The 23,752-nt window shown below is 71.2% G+C and carries 21 protein-coding genes; 10 read left to right on the top strand and 11 right to left on the bottom strand.

The genetic code is table 11. From position 1 onward, the window contains the following. Positions 1-8 precede the first annotated feature (8 nt). From ACWDR4_RS21355 to ACWDR4_RS21330, 6 genes are all read right to left on the bottom strand, one after another. Entirely contained in the window at positions 9-1,109 is a 1,101-nt protein-coding gene (locus ACWDR4_RS21355) for a calcium:proton antiporter (RefSeq protein ID WP_450410588.1), read from the bottom strand. Positions 1,110-1,595: 486 nt separating this feature from the next. Then, complete coding sequence (locus ACWDR4_RS21350; protein WP_450410586.1) at positions 1,596-2,597, bottom strand: TerC/Alx family metal homeostasis membrane protein; 1,002 nt, start codon at positions 2,595-2,597, stop codon at positions 1,596-1,598. 285 nt (positions 2,598-2,882) lie between these two features. Further along, entirely contained in the window at positions 2,883-4,946 is a 2,064-nt protein-coding gene (locus ACWDR4_RS21345) for a TerD family protein (protein ID WP_450410585.1), read from the bottom strand. A gap of 53 nt (positions 4,947-4,999) precedes the next feature. Continuing rightward, a complete protein-coding gene (locus ACWDR4_RS21340) occupies positions 5,000-5,566 on the bottom strand; it encodes a TerD family protein (protein ID WP_369033716.1) in 567 nt (188 codons plus the stop codon). Positions 5,567-5,815: 249 nt separating this feature from the next. Continuing rightward, positions 5,816-7,954 (bottom strand): excinuclease ABC subunit UvrB, encoded by a 2,139-nt coding sequence (gene uvrB / locus ACWDR4_RS21335; RefSeq protein WP_450410584.1) that lies wholly within the window; start codon positions 7,952-7,954, stop codon positions 5,816-5,818. 40 nt (positions 7,955-7,994) lie between these two features. Further along, positions 7,995-8,861, bottom strand: coding sequence for an MHYT domain-containing protein (locus ACWDR4_RS21330; RefSeq protein ID WP_450410583.1), 867 nt, complete (start codon positions 8,859-8,861; stop codon positions 7,995-7,997). A 320-nt stretch (positions 8,862-9,181) separates the two neighbouring features. Between ACWDR4_RS21330 and ACWDR4_RS21325 the strand changes: the two genes are divergently transcribed. The 3 genes from ACWDR4_RS21325 to fdhA all read left to right on the top strand — a co-directional run bounded on the left by ACWDR4_RS21325 (position 9,182) and on the right by fdhA (position 12,697). Beyond that, positions 9,182-9,757, top strand: coding sequence for a methylated-DNA--[protein]-cysteine S-methyltransferase (locus ACWDR4_RS21325; protein WP_450410581.1), 576 nt, complete (start codon positions 9,182-9,184; stop codon positions 9,755-9,757). A gap of 120 nt (positions 9,758-9,877) precedes the next feature. Next, on the top strand, positions 9,878-11,155 hold the full coding sequence (locus tag ACWDR4_RS21320) for an MFS transporter (RefSeq protein ID WP_450410579.1): 1,278 nt from the start codon (positions 9,878-9,880) through the stop codon (positions 11,153-11,155). 315 nt (positions 11,156-11,470) lie between these two features. Further along, positions 11,471-12,697, top strand: a complete 1,227-nt coding sequence (gene fdhA / locus ACWDR4_RS21315) for a formaldehyde dehydrogenase, glutathione-independent (RefSeq protein ID WP_450410577.1) — start codon at positions 11,471-11,473, stop codon at positions 12,695-12,697. Positions 12,698-12,773: 76 nt separating this feature from the next. Here the strand turns inward: fdhA and ACWDR4_RS21310 are convergent, their stop codons facing one another. Next, positions 12,774-13,202, bottom strand: coding sequence for a VOC family protein (locus ACWDR4_RS21310; protein ID WP_450410576.1), 429 nt, complete (start codon positions 13,200-13,202; stop codon positions 12,774-12,776). Between the two features lie 99 nt (positions 13,203-13,301). Here ACWDR4_RS21310 and ACWDR4_RS21305 point away from each other — a divergent pair, with 99 nt between their 5' ends. Then, positions 13,302-14,210, top strand: a complete 909-nt coding sequence (locus tag ACWDR4_RS21305; RefSeq protein ID WP_450410574.1) for a pseudouridine-5'-phosphate glycosidase — start codon at positions 13,302-13,304, stop codon at positions 14,208-14,210. Continuing rightward, positions 14,207-15,118, top strand: coding sequence for a carbohydrate kinase family protein (locus tag ACWDR4_RS21300; RefSeq protein WP_450410573.1), 912 nt, complete (start codon positions 14,207-14,209; stop codon positions 15,116-15,118). The genes ACWDR4_RS21305 and ACWDR4_RS21300 overlap by 4 nt, the downstream gene beginning before the upstream one ends. 34 nt (positions 15,119-15,152) lie before the next feature. Here ACWDR4_RS21300 and ACWDR4_RS21295 read toward each other — a convergent pair whose 3' ends face one another. Continuing rightward, positions 15,153-15,947 (bottom strand): methyltransferase domain-containing protein, encoded by a 795-nt coding sequence (locus tag ACWDR4_RS21295; RefSeq protein ID WP_450410572.1) that lies wholly within the window; start codon positions 15,945-15,947, stop codon positions 15,153-15,155. Between the two features lie 223 nt (positions 15,948-16,170). Here ACWDR4_RS21295 and ACWDR4_RS21290 point away from each other — a divergent pair, with 223 nt between their 5' ends. After that, positions 16,171-17,298 (top strand): magnesium and cobalt transport protein CorA, encoded by a 1,128-nt coding sequence (locus ACWDR4_RS21290; protein ID WP_450410570.1) that lies wholly within the window; start codon positions 16,171-16,173, stop codon positions 17,296-17,298. A 71-nt stretch (positions 17,299-17,369) separates the two neighbouring features. On the opposite strand, the gene ACWDR4_RS21285 is transcribed toward ACWDR4_RS21290, so the two are convergent. After that, the gene (locus ACWDR4_RS21285; RefSeq protein ID WP_389350024.1) at positions 17,370-17,798 is read right to left on the bottom strand and encodes a CBS domain-containing protein; all 429 of its coding nucleotides are present in this window, start codon (positions 17,796-17,798) and stop codon (positions 17,370-17,372) included. Positions 17,799-17,950: 152 nt separating this feature from the next. Then, a complete protein-coding gene (locus tag ACWDR4_RS21280; RefSeq protein WP_450410569.1) occupies positions 17,951-18,592 on the bottom strand; it encodes a uridine kinase in 642 nt (213 codons plus the stop codon). 104 nt (positions 18,593-18,696) lie between these two features. On the opposite strand from ACWDR4_RS21280, the gene ACWDR4_RS21275 reads away from it, so the two are divergent. The 3 genes from ACWDR4_RS21275 to ACWDR4_RS21265 all read left to right on the top strand — a co-directional run bounded on the left by ACWDR4_RS21275 (position 18,697) and on the right by ACWDR4_RS21265 (position 21,652). Beyond that, the gene (locus ACWDR4_RS21275) at positions 18,697-19,416 is read left to right on the top strand and encodes a DUF2293 domain-containing protein (RefSeq protein WP_450410567.1); all 720 of its coding nucleotides are present in this window, start codon (positions 18,697-18,699) and stop codon (positions 19,414-19,416) included. Positions 19,417-19,567: 151 nt separating this feature from the next. After that, complete coding sequence (locus ACWDR4_RS21270; RefSeq protein WP_450410630.1) at positions 19,568-20,047, top strand: anthrone oxygenase family protein; 480 nt, start codon at positions 19,568-19,570, stop codon at positions 20,045-20,047. Positions 20,048-20,164: 117 nt separating this feature from the next. Next, positions 20,165-21,652, top strand: coding sequence for a glutamate synthase subunit beta (locus tag ACWDR4_RS21265; protein WP_450410566.1), 1,488 nt, complete (start codon positions 20,165-20,167; stop codon positions 21,650-21,652). A 48-nt stretch (positions 21,653-21,700) separates the two neighbouring features. Here ACWDR4_RS21265 and ACWDR4_RS21260 read toward each other — a convergent pair whose 3' ends face one another. Next, a complete protein-coding gene (locus ACWDR4_RS21260; protein ID WP_450410565.1) occupies positions 21,701-22,207 on the bottom strand; it encodes a carboxymuconolactone decarboxylase family protein in 507 nt (168 codons plus the stop codon). A gap of 47 nt (positions 22,208-22,254) precedes the next feature. Here ACWDR4_RS21260 and pdxR point away from each other — a divergent pair, with 47 nt between their 5' ends. Then, positions 22,255-23,706, top strand: a complete 1,452-nt coding sequence (pdxR, locus tag ACWDR4_RS21255) for a MocR-like pyridoxine biosynthesis transcription factor PdxR (RefSeq protein ID WP_450410563.1) — start codon at positions 22,255-22,257, stop codon at positions 23,704-23,706. Positions 23,707-23,752 lie beyond the last annotated feature (46 nt).

The raw sequence follows: 23,752 nt of genomic DNA, 5'->3' as shown, positions 1-23,752 counted from the left end.
GGCGGCGGTCAGGGGTTGATCGCCAGCTCCAGGTAGGCCGCGAACAGCACCAGGTGTACGCCTCCCTGGAGCGGCGTGGCCCGCCCGGGCACCACCGTGAGCGAACCCACCACCACGGTCAGGGCGAGCAGCACCATGTGCGTGGCGCCGAGGCCGAGGACCAGTGGCCCGGAGAGCCAGACGGACGCCAGGGCCACGGCGGGGATGGTCAGGCCGATGCTGGCCATCGCGGATCCTAGGGCGAGGTTCAGGCTGGTCTGCACCCGGTCGCGGCGTGCGGAGCGCAGCGCGGCGATGGTCTCGGGAAGCAGCACGAGCAGGGCGATGATCACACCGACGACGGCATGCGGCAGGTCGGCCGCCTCCACGCCGGACTCGATGGTCGGCGACACTCCCTTCGCGAGGCCGACCACACCGACCAGCGCCAGGCTCAGCAGTCCCAGGCTGACCCTGACATCGCGGGCGGTCGGCAGCTCCGCGTGACCGTCCGCGGTGATGACCTCGCCCTGGCTGGTGATCGGCAGGAAGTAGTCGCGGTGCCGCACGGTCTGGGTCGCGACGAACAGGCCGTACAGGGTCAGTGAGGCGAGCGCGGCGAAGGTGAGCTGGGCGGTGGAGAACTCGGGGCCCGGCTTGCTGGTGGTGAACGTCGGCAGCACCAGGCTGAGCGTGGCCAGCGTCGCGACCGTGGCGAGGGCGGCGCCGGTGCCCTCCGGGTTGAAGACCGCGGTCCCGTGGCGGAGCGAGGCGGTGAGGAGGCTCAGCCCGACGATGCCGTTGCAGGTGATCATCACGGCCGCGAAGACGGTGTCCCTGGCCAGGGTGGAGCTCTTGTCCCCGCCGTCGGCCATCAGCGTGACGATCAGGGCGACCTCGATGATCGTGACGGCGACGGCCAGCACGAGGGAGCCGAAGGGTTCACCGACGCGGTGGGCGATCACCTCGGCGTGGTGCACGGCGGCCAGCACCGCTCCCGCGAGCACCAGCGTCACCAGCCCGACGACCACACCGGGAAGGTCGCGCCCCCACGTGAACACGAGCAGGACGACCGCGGCCACCGGCACAACGGCCGTCCACCGCGTCACGAGCGACCGCAGCCGGACGATCATTCAGCGATCGTCGCAGAGGGACCCGGGCCCCGCATGCGCACGCCGACCCGCTGCCCGCCCCTCACACCGCCCCCCTGACGGACTGCGCCCTGGCCCGCGCACCAACCCCTCTGCCGCGCGCCAGGCTCGCGCCGCGAACCGGCTCGTGTGCCCGTGCCCCACCCCGCGCGCAGCCCTGCCACGCGTCGGCCCCGTACCCCGCCCCCGTCCCGCCGCGCACTGCCCTGCTCTGCGCTCTGCGCTCTGCGCTCTGCGCTCCAGGATCGCGCCCCGAACCGAGCTCGGGCCCCGTACCCCGGGCCCTCTCACCGGCCTCCCGCAACCGGTTCGCCCGGCCCGGAGCCCCACGGCGGCAAGGCCCGCCGCCTGCGGGAATTCGCCGGCCTCCGCAGTACGGGTGCTCGGCTCCCAACGAAGCACCGGGAACGGTGGTCGGCGATTCGCCGCGCACCGCTCCCGATGTGGTTGCTCCTGCGTCCGACGCGGTCAGGCGCCGATGCTGTCCTTCGGAGCGCCTTCGCTCTCCTCCTGCGCCGCCTCGGCCGCCGCCTGCTTCTTGGAGGCGATCAGGCTGGTGATCGTGGTGACGATCAGGACCGCGCAGATCACGCCGAGGGAGACCGGTATGGAGATCTCCGGTACATGGACGCCGGACTCGTGCAGCGCGTGCAGCACCAGCTTGACGCCGATGAAGCCGAGGATGACCGACAGGCCGTACGAGAGGTGGACCAGCTTCTTCAGCAGGCCGCCGATGAGGAAGTACAGCTGCCGCAGACCCATCAGGGCGAAGGCGTTGGCGGTGAAGACGATGTACGGGTCCTGGGTCAGGCCGAAGATCGCCGGGATCGAGTCGAGGGCGAACAGGACGTCCGTGGTACCGATCGCGAGCATCACGACCAGCATCGGCGTCATGACGCGCTTGCCGTTCTCCTCGATCCACAGCTTGGTGCCGTGGTAGCGGTCGGCCACACCGAACCGCTTCTCGGCGGCCTTGAGCAGCTTGTTCTCCTCGAACTCCTCGTCCTCGTCGTCGGTACGGGCCTCCTGGATCAGCTTCCAGGCGGTCCAGATGAGGAAGGCACCGAAGATGTAGAACACCCACGCGAAGCTCGCGAGGATCGCGGCGCCGGCGGCGATGAATATCGCACGCAGGACGAGCGCTATGAGAACGCCGACGAGGAGCACTCGCTGCTGGTACTGCGAGGGCACCGCGAACTTCGCCATGATCAGGACGAAGACGAAGAGGTTGTCGACACTCAGCGACTTCTCGGTGATGAAGCCCGCGAAGAACTCGCCGCCGGACTCACCGCCGCCGAACACGAGCAGCCCCAGGCCGAAGAGCCCGGCCAGGGCTATCCAGACGACCGTCCAGATTCCGGCTTCCTTGATCGATACGTCGTGTGGCTTGCGCCCGATGAAGAAGTCCACCGCGATCAGAGCGGCGAGACCCACGATGGTCAGGACCCAAAGGGTCGGGGAAACATTCACTGCGCCTCCGGCAGTACGTAACGGCAAATTTCAGCGTCGTCGCTACCGGAGGTCTCTTCCACCCGCGACAACCCGGCTCCTTCACGCGCCCGGTGCCTGCGGGCCGACGCCCCGGGATCTGGATTGATCCGTATTGACGGGTACGCCGCAGCAGGTAGGGAGTACTCCCCTCCGTGTGGAGAACAGTACCCCAATCACCAAGGAAAGGTAAAGAGATTGGTAAAATAGAATCAAAATCCGCAGGTCAAAGGGCTTTACTGATGCTTGGTGAAGTGCTCGCGGGCGTCAGCGGTTCCATGAACGGCGGGCCGCCGCGACCTGGCTGAGTACCTGCTGGAGCACCTGGCTGCCCTGCGGCACGACCGACGGCTCGTACGTCCAGGCATGGCCGACCCACGGGTCGGCAAGGTGGTCGTCGGGCACCGGGGTGAGTCGCAGAAGCGAACGCCAGAGGGGGTCGAGCAACGGCCCGTACGCGGCGGCGTCCTCGCGGTCGGCGACCATCATGAGATGGACGCCGACGGCAGGGCCCTCGTCCGCGAGATAGCGCAGCTGGGTCACCGCCCGGTCGTCGAAACCGTGCGGGAAGTCGTTGACGATCAGCAGCTGCTGAGCGGTGTCGAGATCGGGCGGCAGCGAGTCGGCCGCGCCGGCGCGCAACGCCATCTGCACCAGGTCGACACGCTGGGTCAGCCTGCCCAGGACGTCAGTGACACCGGCGGCCCCGGCGGCAGGCGGACCCGCGAGCACACCGGTCCGCACGAGTGGTGCGAGAGGCGGGGCGCCCGCGCCCGCCGGGTCGATGACGTGCACGGCGAACTCGCCCGCCGGATGGACGGCCAGCAGCCGGGCCGCGTGCGTCACCGCCGTGTCCATGGCGAGCCGGCGCAGCTCGTCGGAGTCGACGAGCGAGCCGTCGGCCGACTCACCACCGCTGTCGATCCACAGGCCGCGCTCCAACGGCAGCCGGACGAGCATCGGAATGCTCAGGTCGACGCTCTCGGGCAGCCGCAGGTCGCCCAGCCGCAGTGCCATGGGCATCTCCATCGGCACGCGATAACCGCGCCAGACGGGGCTGTCCCAGCGTGCGTACGCCAGGGGCAGCGCGGGCTCGACGACCTCGGCCTCGGCGGTGAGCTGGGAGAGGTCGCGGTCGAGGGCGGCGCGGGCCTGGTCGACGAGCTGGGCGTGCTTGGCACGGGCCGCTTCCCGGGCGCCGTCGCCCTGCCCGCCGAGCCGGTTGCGGGGATCGGCCAGCGCCCGGTCGATCTCCTGTTCCAGGCGCGAGTCAGCGAAGTCCACCGCACTGCGGTACGCGGCGGCGGTGCGCGCCAGGTCCTCGAACATCCCCCAGACCTGGTTGTAGAGCCGCTCGTCCATGGACCACCCGGTCGCGTCACCCGCGACCGGCCGCGGCGGCTGTCCGGGCTGGACCGGGGGTGCGGTCGGTGGGGCCGGTGGCGGAGCTGCCGTACGGCGGCCGGGGTGGCTGTAGTTGACCGGGCCGGCGGCCTGCGTGGCTTCCCCGGCGTGGCCCGCCTGGGGCGAAGCGTCCGGTTGGCCGGCCCGCGCCGGGGTGTTCTGCGGGCCCTCACCCCCGTACGGCGATGAGGGCTGCGGGGAGGCAGAGCCGCCCTGGACCACGGAACCGGCCTGCTCCGGTGTGCTGGAAGGCGGGGTGTCCTGCGGCGCCTGGGCCGCGTACGGCGACGCGGACTGCGCGGGTGCGGGGGATGCCGTCCGACGGGTGCGGTCGCTGTCCGGCGTACGGGGTGGAGGGGGTGCCACCGAGCGGGAGTGGGCCTGGGACACCGCCTCGTTGATGGTGTCCGCGAGGCGGCGGGCCTCGGGGAGGCCCTGGTCGGTGAGGAGTTCAGCGAGGCCGCCGGAGTACCCCTGGCCGATGGCGCGCACCTTCCAGGTGTCCTGTCTGCGGTACAGCTCCAGGGCGACGACGGCCGACTCTGCTTCCAGGCCCGTGATCGTGTAACTGACGACCTCGGCGCCGTCGAGCCCGGTGACGGCGACGAAAGGGGCGGCCACGGCGCCGAAGCGGACCGGGCCGCCCACACCGGACGGCAGGGCGAGCAGCACGCTGATCCGGTGCACGGACTCCGGCATGGCACCCAGATCCACGGCGAGCCGGTGGTCGGCAGCCGCCTGCTTGGAGACCTCCAGGCCGGGGAGCGTGGGAGCACCGGGGTGGGCCACCCACTCGACGCCGTGGACCTTGCCCTGCTCGTCGCCGATCGTGGCCCCCGCCACGATCGGCGCGCCGGCCGAGATCCGCACTTCGAGGCGGACCTGGGAGAGCGGATGGTTCTGCCCCCGGACCAGCTCGGCCGTCATCGCCTTCGTCCCCCCGTGTCGTTCTCTTGCTTCCTTGGGCTGCGCGGGCCCGCTTACAGGTGCGGCAGGATCGCCGGCATCAGGTCCTGGAAGGTGCGGCCGTTGGCCGGGGTACCGAGGGCCGTCATCTGCCAGCCCGCGCCCGCGCGGTGCACCTTCGCCATGATCTGGGCCGTGTACTGGCCACCGCCGTCCAGTGTGTAGCGGGCGAGTTCGTCGCCGTTGGTCTCGTCGACCAGTCGGCAGAACGCGTTCTGCACCTCCTGGAAGGTCTGGCCCGTGAAGGAGTTCACGGTGAAGACGATCTGGTCGATGTGGACCGGCACGCGCGGCAGGTCGACGAGGATCGCCTCGTCGTCACCACCCTGGCCGACACCGCCGACGAGGTTGTCGCCGGTGTGCCGCACGGAGCCGTCGTCACTCACGAGGTGGCGGAAGAACACGACGTCGACGGGCTGCTTGTCGGCGAAGAGCACGGCGGAGGCATCGAGGTCGATCTCCCGTGTGCGCGAGCCGAACAGGCCACGCCGGGGAGCCGCCTGCCAGCCGAGGCCCATGCGCACCGCGGTCAGGGTGCCCCCGTCACTCTTCTGCAGGTTGATGGCCTGACCCTTGGTCAGATTGACGCTGCCACTGGGCGTCCCGCCCTTGGATACGTCCACCACGCGCTGTTCCCCTCTCGAAGCGATCCCCTGTTGCCGCGGGGTCCGCGGATGACCTGAACCCTACGCACGAGCACTGACAGTGCCGAAGCCTCGGGCGCACTTTGTGTCGGTGTTGCAACACTGCGCGTACGACGCAGCTCATGCAGGCCGGCCGGGGTGCCCGACCGGTGCGGCGGCCGGCGCCCCGTGTGCCCTGTGTGGCGGTCAGGCCAGGCCCGCCTCCTTCATCTGGCGCAGTTCCTTCTTCATCTCCGACACCTCGTCGCGCAGCCGGGCGGCGATCTCGAACTGGAGGTCGGCCGCGGCGGCGCGCATCCGTGCCGTCATCTCCTCGATCTGGTCGGCGAGTTCGGCCGCAGGACGGTCGGTCGGCACCGTCTGCCCTGCCTTGCCCTTGCCGGCCCTGGCTCCCTTGGCCGCCTTGCCGCCGAGCGCGGGCACCGGGGCCTTGGCGCCCTTGCCGTCCTTCGACTTGCGGTAGCCCGAGCCGAGGAGCTGTTCCGTGTCGACGTCCTCGCGGGCGATCTGCGCGACGATGTCGTTGATCTTCTTGCGGAGGGGCTGCGGGTCGATGCCCCGCTCCTTGTTGTACGCGACCTGCTTCTCCCGGCGGCGGTTGGTCTCCTCGATGGCCTTCTCCATCGACGGGGTGATCCTGTCCGCGTACATGTGGACCTGGCCCGAGACATTGCGCGCCGCGCGGCCGATGGTCTGGATCAGGGAGGTGCCGGAGCGCAGGAAGCCCTCCTTGTCGGCGTCGAGGATCGACACCAGGGACACCTCGGGCAGGTCGAGGCCCTCCCGGAGGAGGTTGATGCCGACCAGGACGTCGAACTCGCCGGAGCGGAGTTCGCGCAGCAGTTCGACCCGGCGCAGGGTGTCGACGTCGCTGTGCAGATAGCGGACCTGGATGCCGAGTTCCAGGAAGTAGTCGGTGAGGTCCTCGGCCATCTTCTTGGTGAGCGTGGTGACCAGGACACGCTCGTCCTTCTCGGCGCGTGTGCGGATCTCGTGCACCAGGTCGTCGATCTGGCCCTCGGTGGGCTTGACGACCACCTCGGGGTCGATGAGGCCGGTGGGGCGGATGATCTGCTCGACGTAGCCGTCGCCCCGGGACAGCTCGTACTTCCCGGGGGTCGCCGACAGGTACACGGTCTGTCCGATGCGCTGCTGGAACTCCTCCCATTTCAGGGGGCGGTTGTCCAGTGCGGAGGGCAGCCGGAACCCGTGGTCGACGAGGGTGCGCTTGCGGGACGCGTCGCCCTCGTACATGGCGCCGATCTGCGGGACCGTGTTGTGCGACTCGTCGATGACGAGCAGGAAGTCGTCCGGGAAGTAGTCGATCAGGGTGTTCGGCGGGGAGCCGGGGAGGCGGCCGTCGAAGTGCATCGAGTAGTTCTCGACCCCGGAGCAGGAGCCGATCTGGCGGAGCATCTCCAGGTCGTACGTCGTCCGCATCCTCAGGCGCTGGGCCTCCAGGAGCTTGTTCTGTTTCTCCAGTTCGGCGAGGCGTTCGCCGAGTTCCTTCTCGATGTCGTTGACGGCCCGGGCCATGCGCTCCGGCCCTGCCACGTAGTGGGTGGCCGGGAAGACGTACATGTGCTCGTCTTCGCTGATGATCTCGCCGGTGAGCGGGTGCAGGGTGGAGAGGGCCTCGATCTCGTCGCCGAACATCTCGATGCGGACGGCCAGTTCCTCGTAGACCGGGAAGATCTCGATGGTGTCGCCGCGCACGCGGAACGTGCCGCGGGTGAAGGCCAGGTCGTTGCGGGTGTACTGGATGTCGACGAAGCGGCGCAGCAGCTGGTCCCGGTCGATCTCCTCGCCGACCTTGAGGGGGACCATCCGGTCCACGTACTCCTGCGGAGTACCGAGGCCGTAGATGCAGGACACGGAGGCGACCACGATGACGTCCCGCCGGGTGAGCAGCGAGTTGGTCGCGGAGTGGCGCAGCCGTTCGACCTCCTCGTTGACCGAGGAGTCCTTCTCGATGTAGGTGTCCGACTGAGGGACGTACGCCTCGGGCTGGTAGTAGTCGTAGTACGAGACGAAGTACTCGACGGCGTTGTTCGGGAGGAGTTCCCGGAACTCGTTCGCCAGCTGGGCGGCCAGGGTCTTGTTCGGCGCCATGACGAGCGTGGGGCGCTGGAGCTTCTCGATCATCCACGCGGTGGTGGCGGACTTGCCGGTGCCGGTCGCGCCGAGGAGCACGACGTCCTTCTCACCTGCTTCGATGCGCCGAGCCAGCTCGGCGATGGCCGCCGGCTGGTCGCCGCTCGGCTGATAGGGGCTGACGACCTCGAAGGGCGCCACCGTGCGTTCGATCTTGGAAACTGGCCGCATGGCATCCACCGTACGACCACCCACTGACAACGGGTCCTGATCACCGGTTCTGCGGGGTGCGGGAGCTGCGGTGTTCGTGCCGCTGGCCGGGGCGCGGCGAGGGGCGTCGGCCGGGGTGCGGGACGGCGGGGTGGGCCGGGATGCCGGGCTTGTTGTCGGCGGGGCGCCGGTCGGGCTTGCCCATGACCATCAGCGGGTCGAACATCACGACGACGCCGGCCAGCAGGAGGAAGGCCAGCGGGCCGATCATCAGGGGGGCCAGCAGGGCCGCGGGCGAGTCTCCGTCCGGGGTCCCGGACGTGGTGTGGAGGTGGACACTCAGGGCGGCCATGCCCGTGTAGTGCATGCCGCTGACGGCGAGCCCCATGACGAGGCTGGCGCCCACGCTCCACAGGAAGCCGCGGATCTGCCCGGCCGCCCACAGGGCGGCGGTGGCGGCCACGACGGCTATCACGACCGAGGCGGAGACGGTGAGGGTGTTGTACTCCAGCTTCCCGTTGAGGCGCATTCCGGCCATGCCCAGGTAGTGCATGGACGCTATGCCGAGGCCCGTGATGGTGCCGCCGGTGAACAGTGCCGTTCCGCTCGCGCCCCGGTAGCCGACGATGAAGATCCCGATGCCGACCATGAGGATGGCGACGCCCAGGCTGGCGAAGGTCAGCCACATGTCGTACTTGATCGGGGTCTCCTTGACCTTGAACCCCATCATGGCGATGAAGTGCATGGTCCATATGCCGGAGCCGATCGCGGCGGAGCCGAGCGCCAGCCACCCTGGTCGCCACGACTGGGCGACCAGCATCGATCTGGTGGTGCAGCGCAGGCCCAGCGCGCCGCCCAGGCAGGCCATGAGGTAGGCCACCAGCGGTGTGACGAGTCCGTAGCTGAATCCGTCGACCGTGCCCTGCATGTGCGGCTGCCCTTCCGCCCTGTTGCGTCCCGGAATTCCCTGAAATGCGCCCCCGCCCCAGGACCGGCCAGCGGTCAGGGTTGTGGCAGAGAGTATGACTGGCTCCGGAAGGGTCGAACGATTTTCCGGCAAAGAAACACGGCCTTGCCCCACTTGTGCGGCAGGAGTGTGCGGACTCGGGCATCTCCGTTCAATCTGTGTCTGTGCCGCACCTCTCCGTCCGTTGTTCCTCCGCTGTCACTTGTCACTCATGGCTCGTCCGAGCCCGCTCGGCACCCGCGCGCCGGGCGTTGTCAGTGGTGGGTCGTACGGTGGGGCGCATGGACAGCCATGGGCGGGACGAGCGGCGGGAACCGGGGAACCGGCAGCAGGTCGTGTGGGCGGTCGTCGGCACCGACATCGGTCCGCTGCTGCTGGCCGCGACGCACGAAGGTTTGGTGAACGTGGTGTTCCATGCCACGGAGCCGGTGCGTGAGAAGACTGTCGAGCGGCTCGCCTCCCGGCTGGGCGGGGAGCCCGTCGAGGCGCCCGGGTCCCCGCTCCTGGCCGAGGCGATACGCCAGTTCGCGGCGTACTTCGCAGGCGAGCGGCACGATTTCGAGCTGCCGCTCGACTGGTCCCTGATCTCCGGCTTCAACCGCCAGGTGCTGCGCGAACTGGCGTCCGGCGTGCCGTACGGCGCGGTCGTGGGGTACGGCGACCTGGCCGGGCGGGTCGGCCAGCCCGGTGCGGCCCAGGCGGTGGGCGCGGCGATGGGCGCCAATCCGCTGCCGGTCGTGGTGCCGTGCCATCGGGTCGTGGAGAGCGACGGCGGCCTCGGCGGGTTCGGGGGCGGCCTGGAGACCAAGCGGAAGCTGCTCGCGCTCGAAGGGGTGCTGCCCGAGCCGCTGTTCTGAGGGTTCATCTGCGGGACCCGAGGGTTTCATCCAGGAAGGCCCGTCAATACGAGGAGAGGGTCCCGTACGGGAAGAGGTTCCGTGGGGGAACACTGTGCGGAAGCAGGGGGGATCGCACCGGTGACCACATCGTCGGCCCGCGCGGGCGGGGAGTTGGCCGTGCTCCGGCGCCGGATCTCCGGTGTGCTGGTCGCGAGCCAGATTCTCGGCGGGCTCGGCGTGGCCACCGGCGTCGCGCTCGCCTCCGTACTGGCCCAGCGGATCAGCGGTACGGAGTCGCTGTCCGGGCTCGCGCCCACCGCGATGGTCGCGGGCACCGCGGTCGCCTCCCTGCCGCTGGCGGCGCTGATGACCGCGCGCGGGCGGCGGCCAGGGCTGGTCCTGGGCTATCTCGTCGGTGCCCTGGGGGCAGGCGTCGTCGTGATCGCGTCGGTCGTCGACAGCTTTCCGCTGCTGCTGTGCGGCATGGCCGGGTTCGGCGCGGCCTCGGCGGCGAATCTGGGGGCGCGGTTCGCCGCCGCCGATCTCGCCGAGCCGGACCGGCGGGCCCGGGCCATCTCGAACGTCGTGTGGGCGGCCACCATAGGGGCGGTCCTCGGGCCGAACATCGCCGCTCCGGCGGGGCGCAGTGTGTCCGGGCTCGGGATACCCGAGACGGCGGGCCCCTTCCTGTGGGCGGCCGGGATCTTCCTGGTCGCGGCGGTGACGGTGGCCGTCCTGCTGCGCCCCGATCCGCTGCTCACGGCCCGGTCGCTCGCCCCGGTGGAGGAGCGGTCGGCCGAGGGCCGGTCCCTGCGCGCGGGCCTCGCCGCCGTCACCGCCTCGCCGCGTGCCCGGCTCGCGCTGATGACGGTGGCCATGTGCCACACGGCCATGGTCTCGGTCATGTCGATGACCCCGGTCGCACTCGGGCACCACGGCGCGGGCATCGATCTGATCGGGCTGGTCATCAGCGGTCACATCGCGGGCATGTACGCGTTCTCGCCGCTCATGGGGCGGCTGTCCGACCGGGTCGGGCGGCTGTCCGGCATCGGTCTCGCCGTGGGGCTGCTGGCCTGCGCCGCGTTCCTCGCGGGCACGGCCGGCGGCAGTCACGGCCGCACCGCGGTGGGGCTCTTCGTCCTGGGGCTGGGCTGGTCGGCCGGGCTGGTCTCCGGGTCCGCCCTGCTCACGGACTCCGTGCCCGAGGCCGCGCGCGCCGCCGCTCAGGGGCTGTCCGACCTCGTCATGAACACCTCGGCGGGCCTCGGTGGGGCGGCCTCCGGGCTCGTGATGGCCCAGGCGGGCTACGGGTGGCTGAATCTCGCCGCCGCCTGCCTGCTGATACCCGTGGGCGCGCTGGCCCTGTTCACGCGGAGCGGCCTGCGGCGGGTCCGGGGCGCGACAGCGGGCGGCTGAACCGGTTCGGGCCGGTCCTCGCGCCAGGGCCTGTCGTCAAATTCCCGTCGTCCGCCCGAAGGGCGGGCCTCGCGGCGCCAGGTGCGTGCTCTCGGCGTGCCGGACGCGGGCCCTCGTACTGGTTGTACGTGGGCCTGTGTCCGGTGCGGCGAGTGGGGGTCCCCCCTCTGGGGGAGCGTGCATGGCGCCGCGAGGCAGGCGGGAATTTGACGACAGGCCCTAGGGGTGGCCAGGACGCGGGAGCGGTAGCAGACTCCGCCGTGCGCACAGCCGCTGGCATCCGAAGTCACGGGGCCGAAGGGACGGCGATCACGTATGAGCGGGAACAGGGCAGTCGCGTATCTCAAGCCGGGCGCGGTCGAGGTCAGGAGCATCGACTACCCGACGCTTGAACTCCAGGACGGGCCGGGAGTCGCTCCCCAGAACGTCGGCAGGAAATGCCGGCACGGGGTGATTCTCAAGGTGCTCGCCAGCAACATCTGCGGAAGTGACCAGCACATGGTGCGGGGCCGTACGACCGCGCCCGAGGGGCTGGTCCTCGGACACGAGATCACCGGAGAGGTCGTCGAACGCGGGCCGGACGTCGAGTACGTCGACGTCGGGGACATCGTCTCCGTACCGTTCAACATCGCCTGTGGGCGGTGCCGCAACTGCAAGGAAGGCAAGACCGGCATCTGCCTGAACGTCAACCCGGCCCGTCCGGGGGCGGCTTATGGCTATGTCGACATGGGTGGCTGGGTAGGCGGGCAGGCCGAGTACGCGATGGTGCCGTACGCGGACTTCAACCTGCTGAGGTTCCCCGACCCCGACCAGGCGCGCGAGAAGCTCCTCGACCTGACCATGCTGTCGGACATCTTCCCGACCGGTTTCCACGGCGCGGTCACCGCGGGCGCGGGTGTCGGTTCGACGGTGTACGTCGCAGGGGCGGGCCCGGTCGGCCTGGCCGCCGCAGCGTCGGCACAGCTCCTGGGCGCCGCCGTCGTCATCGTCGGCGATCTCAACGCCGAACGCCTCGCCCAGGCGCGGAGTTTCGGCTGCGAGACCGTCGACGTCTCACGCGGCGACATCGAGGGGCAGCTCGCCCAGATCCTCGGGGAGCCCGAGGTGGACGCGGCGGTCGACGCGGTCGGCTTCGAGGCCCGGGCGCACGGCCCGGACGCCCCGGAGGCACCCGCGACGGTCCTCAACTCCCTGATGGGTGTCACGCGCGCGGGAGGCGCCCTGGGCATCCCGGGGCTGTACGTCACGGACGACCCGGGCGGCATCGACGGGGACGCGAGGTCGGGGACCCTGAAGATGCGGCTCGGCCTCGGCTGGGCGAAGAGCCACGCCTTCACCACCGGACAGTGCCCGGTGATGAAGTACCACCGTGGGCTGATGCGGGCGATCCTGCACGAGCGCGTGCACATCGCCAAGGCCGTCAACGCGACCGTGATCGGCCTGGACGACGCCCCGCGCGGCTACGCCGAGTTTGACCAGGGCGCGAGCCGCAAGTACGTCCTCGATCCGCACGGGGCGCTGGCCGACGTACGACCGGTCTGATCTCCCGAGACCGGTCTCCGGCGCTCGGAAGGGGGTGCCCACGCGCGGGCACCCCCTTCTCGTCCTCTCCTGTGCCCTACGCGTAGTGCCGCGCCTCGAAGACGTTGCCGTCGGGGTCGCGGAAGTAGAAGCTCCGCCTCGCCATGCCCCGGGCGCCGTAGGAGTCGTACGAGATGTCCGAGACGGGTACGTCCCGTTCCTCCAGGCGGGATCGCAGGGCGTCGAAGGAGTCCGGGGACAGGGACAGGCACACGTGGTTGACGGGGTGGCCCGCGCTGTCGGCGGACCCGGGGAGCATGTTCATGCGCTCCGCCAGGGAGAGGGGCGCGAGGTCGAAGATGGTCTCCTCGTTGAGGCGTACGGAGGGGAAGGACACCGTCCCCGCGGCGAATTCGGTGATCCTCAGAGGCTCCATGCCGACCGCCTTCTCGTAGAAGTCGGCGGCGGCGAGCGGGTCGCGTACCCAGAGGACGACATGGTCGAGACGTGTCGAGTTGTCCGTCATGAACCCCAGGCTGGTGGCGTCTGCCACAGGCCGCAAGGGTTTGACCACGTGCACCGCCCGCCAGAGATGAGGGAAGACCGAACGACAGGAAGCAGGCACGTGATGCTGGTGGTGTCCGAAGAAGTGCGGGAAGCGGTCGACGCGCGTCGACCCGTGGTGGCCCTGGAGTCCACGATCATCGCGCACGGGCTGCCGCGCCCGCGCAACCTTCAGGTGGCGCTGGAACTGGAGGACGTCGTACGGCAGGAGGGCGCCGTACCGGCCACGATCGCCGTGCTGGACGGGCGCCCCCATGTCGGCCTGGACAAGGAGCAGCTGGAGCGGGTCGCGAACGAGGACGGGATCCGCAAGCTGGGTCACCGCGATCTGCCGCTCGCGGTGGCCGCCGGGGCGAGCGGGGCGACCACCGTGTCGGCGACCGCACTGCTGGCCGCACGCGCGGGCGTACGGGTGTTCGCCACGGGTGGGCTCGGCGGGGTGCACCGGGAGTGGACGGTGACCCAGGACGAGTCGGCCGACCTGGGGCTGCTGGCGCGCACCAGGATCACGGTCGTCTGCGCGGGCGTGAAGTCGATCCTGGATGTGCCGGCCACCTTGCAGCGGCTGGAGACCCTCGGGGTCGCCGTGGCCGGTTTCGGCACCGGCAACTTCCCCGGCTTCTACCTCTCCGACTCCGGGCACCCGGTGGACTGGACGCTCGACACGCCGGAGCAGGTCGCGGACGTGATGCGGGCCCAGGACGCGCTCGATTCGCCGGAGTCGGCGTTCATCGTCGCCAATCCGGTGCCCGCGGAGGAGCAACTGGATCCCGGGCTCCACGCGCGCGTGCTGGCCGACGCGCTGCACGCGCTCGAAGAGCAGGGCGTGAGCGGGCAGGCCGTGACGCCGTTCCTGCTCGACTACCTGGTGCGGCACACCGACGGCGCCTCGCTGAGCGCCAACCTGGCAGCGGTCCGCGGCAACGTACGGCTCGCGGGACGGATCGCGGCGGCCTGGGCCGGGGCGTGACGGAGCCGGGCGGAGCGCTGCTCGTCGTCGGGGACGTCATCACGGACATCGTCGCCCGGCACCGGGGTCCGCTCGCGGCGGGGACCGACACGACCGCCGCGATCCGGACCCTGCCGGGCGGTGCGGGCGCCAACGTGGCCTGCTGGGCGGCCCATTGGGGCCGCTCGGAGGTCCGGCTGCTCGGACGGGTGGGTGCGGACGCGGCCGAGTGGCACGAGCGCGAGCTGACGGCCTGCGGGGTACGGCCCCACCTCGTCGTCGATCCGGAGGCGCCGACCGGGACGGTGATCTGCCTGGTGGACGCGGACGCGGCGGCCGAGCGCACGCTCGTGACCCAGAGCGGTGCCTCGCTGCGGTTGAACCCCGCCGACTGGTCGGACGCACTGCTCGACGGGGTCGCACGGCTGCATCTCTCGGGCTATCTGCTGTTCTCGGAGCCGAGCCGGGCGCTCGTGGCGGTGGCCCTGGAGTCGGCACGCGCGCGTGGCGTACCGGTGAGCCTGGATCCGGCGTCGGCGGGCTTCCTCGTCGAACTGGGGGTCGACCGCTGCCTGGATCTCATGTCCGGGGTGGACATCCTGCTGCCGAGCCGCGACGAGGCCTGTCTCCTCACCGGGTTGCCCGACCCGGCGGACGCGGCGGCCAAGCTGAGCCGCCACGTCCCGCTGGTGGTCGCCAAGCAGGGTGCCGAAGGCGCGATCGTGGCCCGCGCGGGGACCGTGTGCGCCCGTGTCCCGGCCGTGCCCGCGACGCCCCGGGACACGACGGGCGCCGGCGACGCCTTCACCGGCGCGTTCCTCGCCGCCCTGCTGACGGGCGCCGGACCCGAGGACGCGGCGGCGGAGGGGTGCCGGGCGGGCGCGCGGGCGGTGGAACGCGTGGGCGGGAGGCCGCCGGTTGCCAGTTGAGCGGTCGGTGAGCCGTGCCGCCGACCGCCGTCGGCTACCCCTTGCGTCCCCACGCCGAGATCATCGGTGCCGTGGCCAGGTCCATCCCGCCCGCGGCGACGTTGGCCAGGTGGCGGTCGATGTCCTCGTCCGTGGCATGCCCCCCGGCGACGAGCCGCTCCCGGATCTGACGGATCGTCGCGGACTCCAGCGCGGCGCAGGCGGGCGAGGTGACCGGGAAGTACGCGTCGGCCTGGACGTTGCGCAGGCCCGCCTCGCGCAGCAGCCGCGGGAGTTTGCGGCCGTACGCCAGATCGGCACCGCTGTCCGCGAGCAGCTCGCGGAAGCTGTGCCGCAGCCGGTTGGCGAGCTGCTGCTCGGGGCCGTGCTCGTCGGGGCAGAGCAGGGGCTGCAGAGCGGGATCGGCGTCCTCGACCAGCAGGCGTCCGCCGGGGCGCAGCGACTTGATCATCGAGCGCAACGCCCGTTCCCGGTCCGGCACATGGACGAGGACGAGCCGGGCGTGCACGAGGTCGAACCCCTCCCCCGGCGGCTCGTCGGCGCCGACGTCGTGGACGCGTACGTCGACGGGCGGACGGGCTGCCGGGGCGACCCACGTGGTGTCGAGGTCGGTCGCGACGACCTTTCCGGTCGGGCCGACCTTCTTGCCCAGCCAGGAGACCACCGAGGTGCCCCCGACGCCGACCTCCCAGCAACGCCAGCCGGCTCCGACGCCGAACCCTTCGAAGTGCCGGAAGGTCGTGGGATCGAAGAGGGCGGCGAAGGCGTCGAAGCGTTGTCCCGCCTCGGTCTGCCGGTTGTCGAGGAGATACCCGTCGGTTCGCGTCATGCCGAGATCATCCCAGTCATCCGCTTTGTTCGGCCGGGTCGACGCTCCCGTACGACGAGATGTCCGACGGTCGAGCCCTCCCCCGACGAAAACGGAGCGGAACCTTCCGTTCCCACAGGCTCCTCCGGCGTTCGCGAAGGGCTGGCAAACTGGCGAGCCAGACGCACGGTGCGGACAGTGCGGCACGAGGAGAGTCACGCGAGGAGATCCGAAGGAGGTCCAGATGTCCATGGCAGGGAATCTGCGGAGGGTCACGAGCCTGGGCAGGGTCGGCGGTCTCCGCGGAGTGGCACGGCTGGCGCGGCGGCGCCCGCGTGTCGACCTGAGTCACCACGCCCGGTCACCGCTGGGCTCCGCGGTCGTGAACTGCGTGGCCTACGAGGACGGCGTCCGGGTCCCGGCCGGCCGGGACCTGGTCGACGCCGTGCGGCGGGTCCGCAAGAGCGACGAGGGCTTCGTCTGGCTCGGCCTCCACGAGCCGACGGACCAGGAGTTCGCGGGCATCGCCCAGCTCTTCGACCTGCACCCGCTCGCGGTCGAGGACGCGGTCGACGCCCACCAGCGCCCGAAGCTGGAGCGGTACGGCGAAACACTGTTCGCGGTGTTCAAGACGGTCTGCTACGTCGAGCACACCGAACTCACGGCGACGAGCGAGGTGGTGAACACCGGCGAGATCATGGTCTTCGTCGGCCAGGACTTCGTGATCACGGTACGACATGGCCGGCACGGCTCACTGGGCCCGCTGCGCGAGGGCCTGGAGGCCGACCCGCAGCAGCTCGCCAAGGGCCCGGCAGCCGTGCTGCACGCGATCGCGGACCATGTGGTCGACGACTTTCTGCAGGTCACGGACGCGGTGCAGGCGGACATCGACCAGGTCGAGACGGATGTGTTCGCGATGAACGGCGCGCGGGTCGACCCCGGCCGGATCTACCAGCTCAAGCGTGAACTCCTGGAGCTGAAGCGGGCCGTGGCTCCGCTGAACCGCCCGCTGCAGGAGCTGGCGACGCGGCCGATACGGGTGATCGACCCGGAGATACAGGCGTACTTCCGGGACGTCTCCGACCATCAGCTGCGGGCGACGGAGCAGATCGCGGCGTTCGACGAGCTGCTCAACTCGATTCTGCAGGCGCACCTCGCGCAGGTCACGGTGGCGCAGAACGAGGACATGCGCAGGATCACCGCGTGGGCAGCGATGATCGCCGTACCGACGATGGTCTGCGGTGTCTACGGCATGAACTTCGATCACATGCCGGAGCTGCGCCGGCAGTTCGGCTATCCGCTGGTGATCGGCCTGATATCCGTCGTTTGTGTGGTGCTGTACCGGAGCTTCCGGCGCAACGGCTGGCTCTGACACGACCGGTCCCGTCCACACTCCCGCCCGGCGCGGGCGGCCGGGCGGGAGTGCGTGACGGGACGGTGGGATCAGCGCATCGTGGTCCGGGCGTAGACGCTCTCGGCCCAGGACGCGATCTGGTCGTCCGTGAGGTGCTGGGCCAGATCGGCCTCGCTGATCATGCCGACCAGACGCTTGTTCTCGATCACCGGAAGCCGGCGGATCTGGTGGTCCTTCATCTCTTCGAGAACCTCGCTGACATCGGCGCTCGCCTCGATCCAGCGCGGGGTGCCCTGGGCCATCTCGCCCGCGGTGACCTTCGCCGGATCGTGGCCCATGGCCACACAGCCGACGACGATGTCGCGGTCCGTGAGGATGCCGCAGAGGCGTTCGTTCTCGTCGCTGATGGGCAGGGCGCCCACGTTGAGTTCACGCATCAGCTGGGCGGCCCGGTCAAGGGTCTCGTGGGCAGGGATCCACTGGGCGCCGCGGTGCATGATGTCTCCGGCTGTGGTCATGAAGTACCTCCCGGTGCCGGACGGCCGGCGCGGCACGGAGGCACCGCTAGTCCCGGCGCCCTACATTCTCGCCGCGCTCCTGGGGATGCGCACCCGGAAGTCCGCGGCTTTCGGGCGCCGTGTCCAGGGCGGGTCCGGGCCGCGGGGCCGCGTCAGCCGTTCCACGCCGGGTGCCGCGGGTCGTCGGCGCGCACCAGGACGTCGGCGGTGGCGGCGGGGTCCGTCTCGCTCTCGTAGCGCGCGAAGGCGGGGAGGGTCCAGTGCTCGGCCTCGGGGGTACGACGGCGCAGGGCCGCCGGGGAGAGGAGGACGTGGACGGTCAGGTCGAACGGGAACCAGTGGCGCAGCAGGAGGGGGCCGTGCAGCAACAGGATGCCGCCGGGCGGGAGTTGGACGTAGGGACTGCGGGTGGAGCGGTCGGTGAGCGGGTCGCGGAGGTCGGGCAGGACACGGCCGTCGCCATCGGGTTCGAGGGGGCCGAAGACCTCGCGCCAGAGGGCGCCGGTGTCGAACCAGCCGTCGTAGTAGGCCTCCACGTCCTCGTGGCCGTACTCCAGCCGGAGGGAGGCGGGTCGCAGAAAGCCGGCGGTGCCGATGGCGAGCGAGGGACGGCCGCGTATGCGCAGTGCCTCGGCCACGCGTTCGGCGAGGTCGCCTGGGCGGGCCGCCGGGGCTCCGTCGAAGGCGATGCGCGGCCAGGGACTGCCGTCGTCCGGCTTCATGTCGAGCACGCGTTCGGCGAGGAGGTCGCCGAGCCGGTCCCAGGTGATCGCTTCCAGTCGCACACGGCCCATGATGCCGTGTGGCCGTCGGCGGCCGGGAGCGGAGCCGGTGGGAGCGGACACAGAGCGCTGGGCCTGTACGGGGATTCCTGGTCACCGGCGGGAATCAAGCAGCTATGACCAGCCGCACAACTCCCCCGATCCGCCCCGGACTTCTCGTCGTGCAATCGCTCAGGCGGCGGCACTGCGCCGAGTGCGGGCGAGGGCCGTTGACGTTGCTCGTGCTGGAGGAGGGGACGCCCCGGTGTCTCGACTGTGCCGATCTCGGGCATCTGGTGTTCCTACCGAGAGGCGACACCGCGTTGACGCGCAGGTCGCGGGAGGAAAGCGGGCTGTCGGCGGTGGTCGTGCGGTTCAACCGGCGGCAGGGGCGGTACGAGCGGCAGGGCGTCCTGGTCGAGGAGGCCGGGCTCGCCCGGGCCGAGGAGCGGTGCCTGGCGGACGCGGAGGCACGGCGGCGGCGCCGGGTGCGGGACGCGCGGCGGCGGGCCGCGGAGGATCTGCGGTTCACGGAGGCGTTCGCGCGGGAGATCCGCCGGCTGCTGCCCGGGTGTCCGGCGGACCGGGCGGAGGCGATCGCCGCGCACGCCTCGGTGCGAGGCAGTGGGCGGGTGGGGCGGAGCGCGGCGGGGCGTGCGCTGTCCGAGGGGGCGGTGGTCTCGGCGGTCGTGGCGTCCGTACGGCATGTGGACACGGCGTACGACCAGTTGCTGATGAGCGGGGTCGCGCGGCACGAGGCTCGGCGGCGGATCTCCGGTGCCGTGGAAGCGAGGCTTCGGGAATGGGGGACGGAAGCGGGTGCGGATGTGAGCGACCGGCGGGCCGAGTCGGCGTAAGGGTGACGGCGGGCCCCGTGAACCGCTCCCGCCCGGTTCCGGCGCCGCCGCTGGACGCTCGCGTATGGCCTCGCGTCGTTCAGCCATGGGCGTTGTCAGTGGCAGGGCGTTCACTGGAGGGGAACGGATGGGGATCGACCTGGGAGTCGGCATGATCGATGGGGCGTACTTCGTACTGGTGGTGCTGGGTGTGCTCGGTACCGGGCTGGTGGCCGGGGTGTTCTGCGGGTTCTCGACCTTCGTGATGAGGGGGCTCGCCGCGCTGCCGCCCGCGCAGGGGGCCGCGGCGATGCGGGCGATCAACGTCACCGCGTTGAACCCGCCCTTCATGCTCGTGTTCATCGGCTCGGCCGCCCTGTGTCTGGTGATCGTCGTGGTCACGCTGGCGGTGTGGCCGGACGAGGGCGCGGTGGAGCTGTTGGTGGGCAGCGCGCTGTATCTGCTCGGGTCGTTCGGGCTCACCATGGGCGCGAACGTGCCGCGCAACAACGCACTGCTGAAGCTGGAGCCGGACACGGCGGAGGCCGCCGCGTACTGGCCCGTGTACGTGCGCGAGTGGACCCTGTGGAACCACATACGCACGGTCGCCTCGGGAGCCGCCTCGGTGCTGTACGTCCTGGCCGTCGCCTGAGCCGGCGTCCCGCTCGGCGTACGGGCCCGACGAGTCGTATCGTGGCCGGAAGGAAGCGCCGCCCGACGACGCACGGCCCCGTCACGTGTACGCAGGGAAGACGGCAAGGACACGGCCATGGGCGATCCCAGGGGTTTTCTCACCACAGCACGCCAGGACTGGCCTCGCAGGCCCGTCGAGGAGCGGGTCCGTGACTGGGACGAGGTGTACGTCCCGGGAGCGCTGCTGCCCATCATCAGCAGACAGGCCGATCGCTGCATGGACTGCGGCATCCCGTTCTGCCACGAGGCCTGTCCGCTCGGGAACCTGATCCCCGAGTGGAACGACCTGGTCTCCCGGGAGGACTGGCGTGCGGCGAGCGACCGGCTGCACGCCACGAACAACTTCCCCGAGTTCACGGGGAGGTTGTGCCCGGCGCCGTGCGAGGCGGGCTGCGTGCTGGCCATCAACCAGCCCGCGGTGACCATCAAGAACGTCGAGGTGGCCATCGCCGACCGGGCCTGGTCCGAGGGCTTCGCGCCACCGAGCCCACCGGACCGGCTGTCCGGGCGTACGGTCGCGGTGATCGGGTCGGGGCCCACCGGGCTCGCCGCGGCCCAGCAGCTGACCCGGGCCGGGCACACCGTCGCCGTGTACGAGAAGAACGACCGGCTCGGCGGGCTGATGCGGTACGGCATCCCCGAGTTCAAGATGGAGAAGCACCATCTGGAGCGGCGCGTCGAGCAGATGCGGGCCGAGGGGACCAAGTTCCGTACGTCGACCGCCGTCGGGCGGGACATCGGGGCCGCCGAGCTGAGGACGCGCTACGACGCCGTGGTGCTGGCCGTGGGGGCCACGGCGTGGCGTGATCTGCCGCTGCCCGGGCGGGAGTTGACCGGCGTGCATCAGGCGATGGAGTATCTGCCGCTGGCCAACCGAGTGTGCCAGGGGGATCTGGCGGCGTCCCCGATGTCCGCCGCCGGGAAGCACGTCGTCATCGTCGGCGGCGGTGACACGGGAGCCGACTGCCTGGGTACCGCGGTGCGTGAAGGGGCCACCTCCGTCACCCAGTTGGACATCTACGCCCAGCCCGGCGCGGAGCGCGACGAGGACTCCGATCCCTGGCCGACGTACCCGAAGGTCTACCGGCTGTCGGCCGCGCACGAGGAGGCCCGCGACCTGGAGTCGGCGCCCGCGGCGGACGCCGACGCGCGGCTCTTCGCGGCGTCCACGCTCCGCTTCACGGGCGACGCGGACGGGCACGTACGGGAGTTGCATCTCGTCGAGGTGGACGCGGAGCGCCGGCCGCTGCCCGGTTCCGGGCGGACGCTCCCCGCCGACCTCGTGCTGCTCGCCCTCGGCTTCTCCGGTCCCGACCGGGAGGACGGCCTGGTCGAGCAGCTCGGGCTCGTCCTCGACCCGCGCGGGACGATCGCCCGTGACGCGGACTTCGCGACGAACGTGCCGGGGGTGTTCGCGGCGGGGGACGCGGCCCGTGGGCAGTCGCTGATCGTGTGGGCGATCGCGGAGGGGCGGGCGGTGGCGGCGGCCGTGGACCGCCGTCTGACGGGCACCACACGGCTGCCGGCGCCCATAGGGCCGTATGACAGGCCGATGACCGTGTAGACCCGCCCACCGGCCTCGTGACCGCCCTCCAGTCCTGCCCGAGGCGGGTCAGCGCCCGTCCGTGCCCGCCACCATGCGGGTCGCCAGAGCGACTCGGTTCCAGGTGTTGATCGTGAGGATCAGGGACAGGACCTGGGCCAGTTCCCGCTCGTCGAAGTGGGCCGCGGCCTCGGTGTAGACGTCGTCCGGGACGCCCGCGTCGGCGATCAGGGTGACCGCCTCCGTGAGGGCGAGTGCCGCCTGTTCCCTCGGGGTGTAGAAGTGGCGGGCCTCGCGCCACGCCGCGACCAGGTGCAGCCGGTCCTCGCTCTCGCCCGCCCTGCGCGCGTCGTTCGTGTGCATGTGGAGGCAGTACGCGCAGTGGTTGAGGTGCGAGGCGCGGATCTGGATCAGTTCGACCAGCGCCGGGTCGAGGCCCTCACGGGCCGCCGCGTCGAAGCCGACGAGGGCGCGGAAGACCTTGGGGGCCGTCTTCGCGAAGTTCAGCCGGGGCTCTTCCGTCACCTCCGTGAGGTGGGCGGTCGTGGGGTTCGCAGTGCTCGTGTTCGTCGTCATGAGTACGAACCTACGAGCCGAAAAGACCGGCTGTAGGGTGCATTTCTGTGGCAGAAACGTGGGTCAATTCAGCGGAGCGGATCGGCGCCGACCTGCATCTGGAACTGGAGCTGTCGGGGTCCGGTGGGCGGCGGGCCGCGTTGATCCGTGCCCTGCGGGACGCCGTGCAGGGTGGTCGGCTGGCGCCCGGCACCCTGTTGCCGCCGTACCGGTCCCTCGCCGCCGATCTCGGCGTGGCCCGCAACACGGTGGCCGATGCCTACGCCGAACTCGTCGCCGAGGGCTGGCTGACCGCCCGCCAGGGCTCGGGCACCCGGGTCGCCGAGCGCGCCGAACCCGTGAGGGCGGCCTCCCGTGTCCCCGTAAAGGCACCTCCACGCGCGCGGGGGCCACGACACGACCTGCGTCAGGGCAAGCCGGACGCGTCGGAGTTCCCGCGCTCCGCCTGGCTGGCCTCCTACCGGCGGGCGCTCCAGCAGGCGCCCAACGAGGCGTTCGGGCCCGGTGACCCGGCCGGCCGGGTCGAACTGCGGGAGGCGCTCGCGGAGTACCTGGCACGCGCGCGTGGCGTCCGTACCGAGCCCGCGCGGATCGTCGTCTGCTCGGGCTTCGCCCACGCCCTGCGGCTCCTCTTCGGCGGCACGAGCGGCAGCGGAGGCGCGGACGCCGTACTGCGCGGGCCACTGGCCGTGGAGGCGTACGGCCTCGGCTTCCACCGGGAGCTGCTGGCCGCCGCCGGGGTACGGACCGTACCGCTGCCCCTGGACGAGGACGGCGCACAGGTCGGCCTGCTCGACCGGGAACGGGCCGTACTGCTCACTCCCGCACACCAGTTCCCGACCGGCGGCCCGCTGCACCCCGAACGCCGCGCGGCCGTGATCGACTGGGCACGCGCGCGTGGCGGGCTGGTTCTGGAGGACGACTACGACGGGGAGTTCCGCTACGACCGCCGTCCTGTCGGCGCCGTACAGGGGCTGGACCCGGAGCGGGTGGTCCACCTCGGCTCGGTCAGCAAGAGCCTGTCCCCCGCGCTGCGGCTGGGCTGGATGGTGCTTCCGGAGCGGTACGTGGAACCCGTGCTCGCGGTGAAGGGCGAGCGCGAGGGGTGGGCGAGCGCGCTCGATCAGCTGGCGCTCGCGGACTTCCTCGGGTCCGGGTCGTACGACCGTCATGTGCGGCGGATGCGGCAGCGGTACCGGCGCCGCCGTGACCGGCTCGTCGCCGCGCTCGCCGCGCACGCGCCGCAGGTCGAGGTCACCGGTGTCGCGGCCGGGCTGCACGCGGTGCTGCGGCTGCCGCCCGGGACGGAGCGGTCGGCGGTGAAGGCGGCGGCCTGGCGTGGAATCGCCCTCGACGGGCTCGCGGAGTTCCGGCATCCGGAGTTCCGCACCCCGGAAGGGGGCCGGTCCGACGGGCTCGTCGTGGGGTACGCGGCACCCTCCGAGGGTGCCTACGGGGCGGCGTTGGAGGCGCTCTGCCAGGCACTTCCTCCGGGTTGAGCGAGCGCCGACAACGCGAACGGCCCATACATGGTTGCTCTGGGTG

This window comes from Streptomyces sp. NPDC000878, from assembly GCF_053599695.1.
The sequence above is the reverse complement of the archived record's forward strand: the minus strand, read 5'-3'. Positions and strand labels throughout refer to the sequence as shown.

What these genes read in the sequence shown, in the direction of transcription:
- ACWDR4_RS21355 (WP_450410588.1), bottom strand. Translation starts at nt 1,109, where the DNA reads ATGATCGTCCGGCTGCGGTCGCTCGTGACGCGGTGGACGGCCGTTGTG.
- ACWDR4_RS21345 (WP_450410585.1), bottom strand. Translation starts at nt 4,946, where the DNA reads ATGACGGCCGAGCTGGTCCGGGGGCAGAACCATCCGCTCTCCCAGGTC.
- uvrB (WP_450410584.1), bottom strand. Translation starts at nt 7,954, where the DNA reads ATGCGGCCAGTTTCCAAGATCGAACGCACGGTGGCGCCCTTCGAGGTC.
- ACWDR4_RS21330 (WP_450410583.1), bottom strand. Translation starts at nt 8,861, where the DNA reads ATGCAGGGCACGGTCGACGGATTCAGCTACGGACTCGTCACACCGCTG.
- ACWDR4_RS21325 (WP_450410581.1), top strand. Translation starts at nt 9,182, where the DNA reads ATGGACAGCCATGGGCGGGACGAGCGGCGGGAACCGGGGAACCGGCAG.
- fdhA (WP_450410577.1), top strand. Translation starts at nt 11,471, where the DNA reads ATGAGCGGGAACAGGGCAGTCGCGTATCTCAAGCCGGGCGCGGTCGAG.
- ACWDR4_RS21310 (WP_450410576.1), bottom strand. Translation starts at nt 13,202, where the DNA reads ATGACGGACAACTCGACACGTCTCGACCATGTCGTCCTCTGGGTACGC.
- ACWDR4_RS21295 (WP_450410572.1), bottom strand. Translation starts at nt 15,947, where the DNA reads ATGACGCGAACCGACGGGTATCTCCTCGACAACCGGCAGACCGAGGCG.
- ACWDR4_RS21290 (WP_450410570.1), top strand. Translation starts at nt 16,171, where the DNA reads ATGTCCATGGCAGGGAATCTGCGGAGGGTCACGAGCCTGGGCAGGGTC.
- ACWDR4_RS21285 (WP_389350024.1), bottom strand. Translation starts at nt 17,798, where the DNA reads ATGACCACAGCCGGAGACATCATGCACCGCGGCGCCCAGTGGATCCCT.
- ACWDR4_RS21280 (WP_450410569.1), bottom strand. Translation starts at nt 18,592, where the DNA reads ATGGGCCGTGTGCGACTGGAAGCGATCACCTGGGACCGGCTCGGCGAC.
- ACWDR4_RS21275 (WP_450410567.1), top strand. Translation starts at nt 18,697, where the DNA reads ATGACCAGCCGCACAACTCCCCCGATCCGCCCCGGACTTCTCGTCGTG.
- ACWDR4_RS21270 (WP_450410630.1), top strand. Translation starts at nt 19,568, where the DNA reads ATGATCGATGGGGCGTACTTCGTACTGGTGGTGCTGGGTGTGCTCGGT.
- ACWDR4_RS21265 (WP_450410566.1), top strand. Translation starts at nt 20,165, where the DNA reads ATGGGCGATCCCAGGGGTTTTCTCACCACAGCACGCCAGGACTGGCCT.
- ACWDR4_RS21260 (WP_450410565.1), bottom strand. Translation starts at nt 22,207, where the DNA reads ATGACGACGAACACGAGCACTGCGAACCCCACGACCGCCCACCTCACG.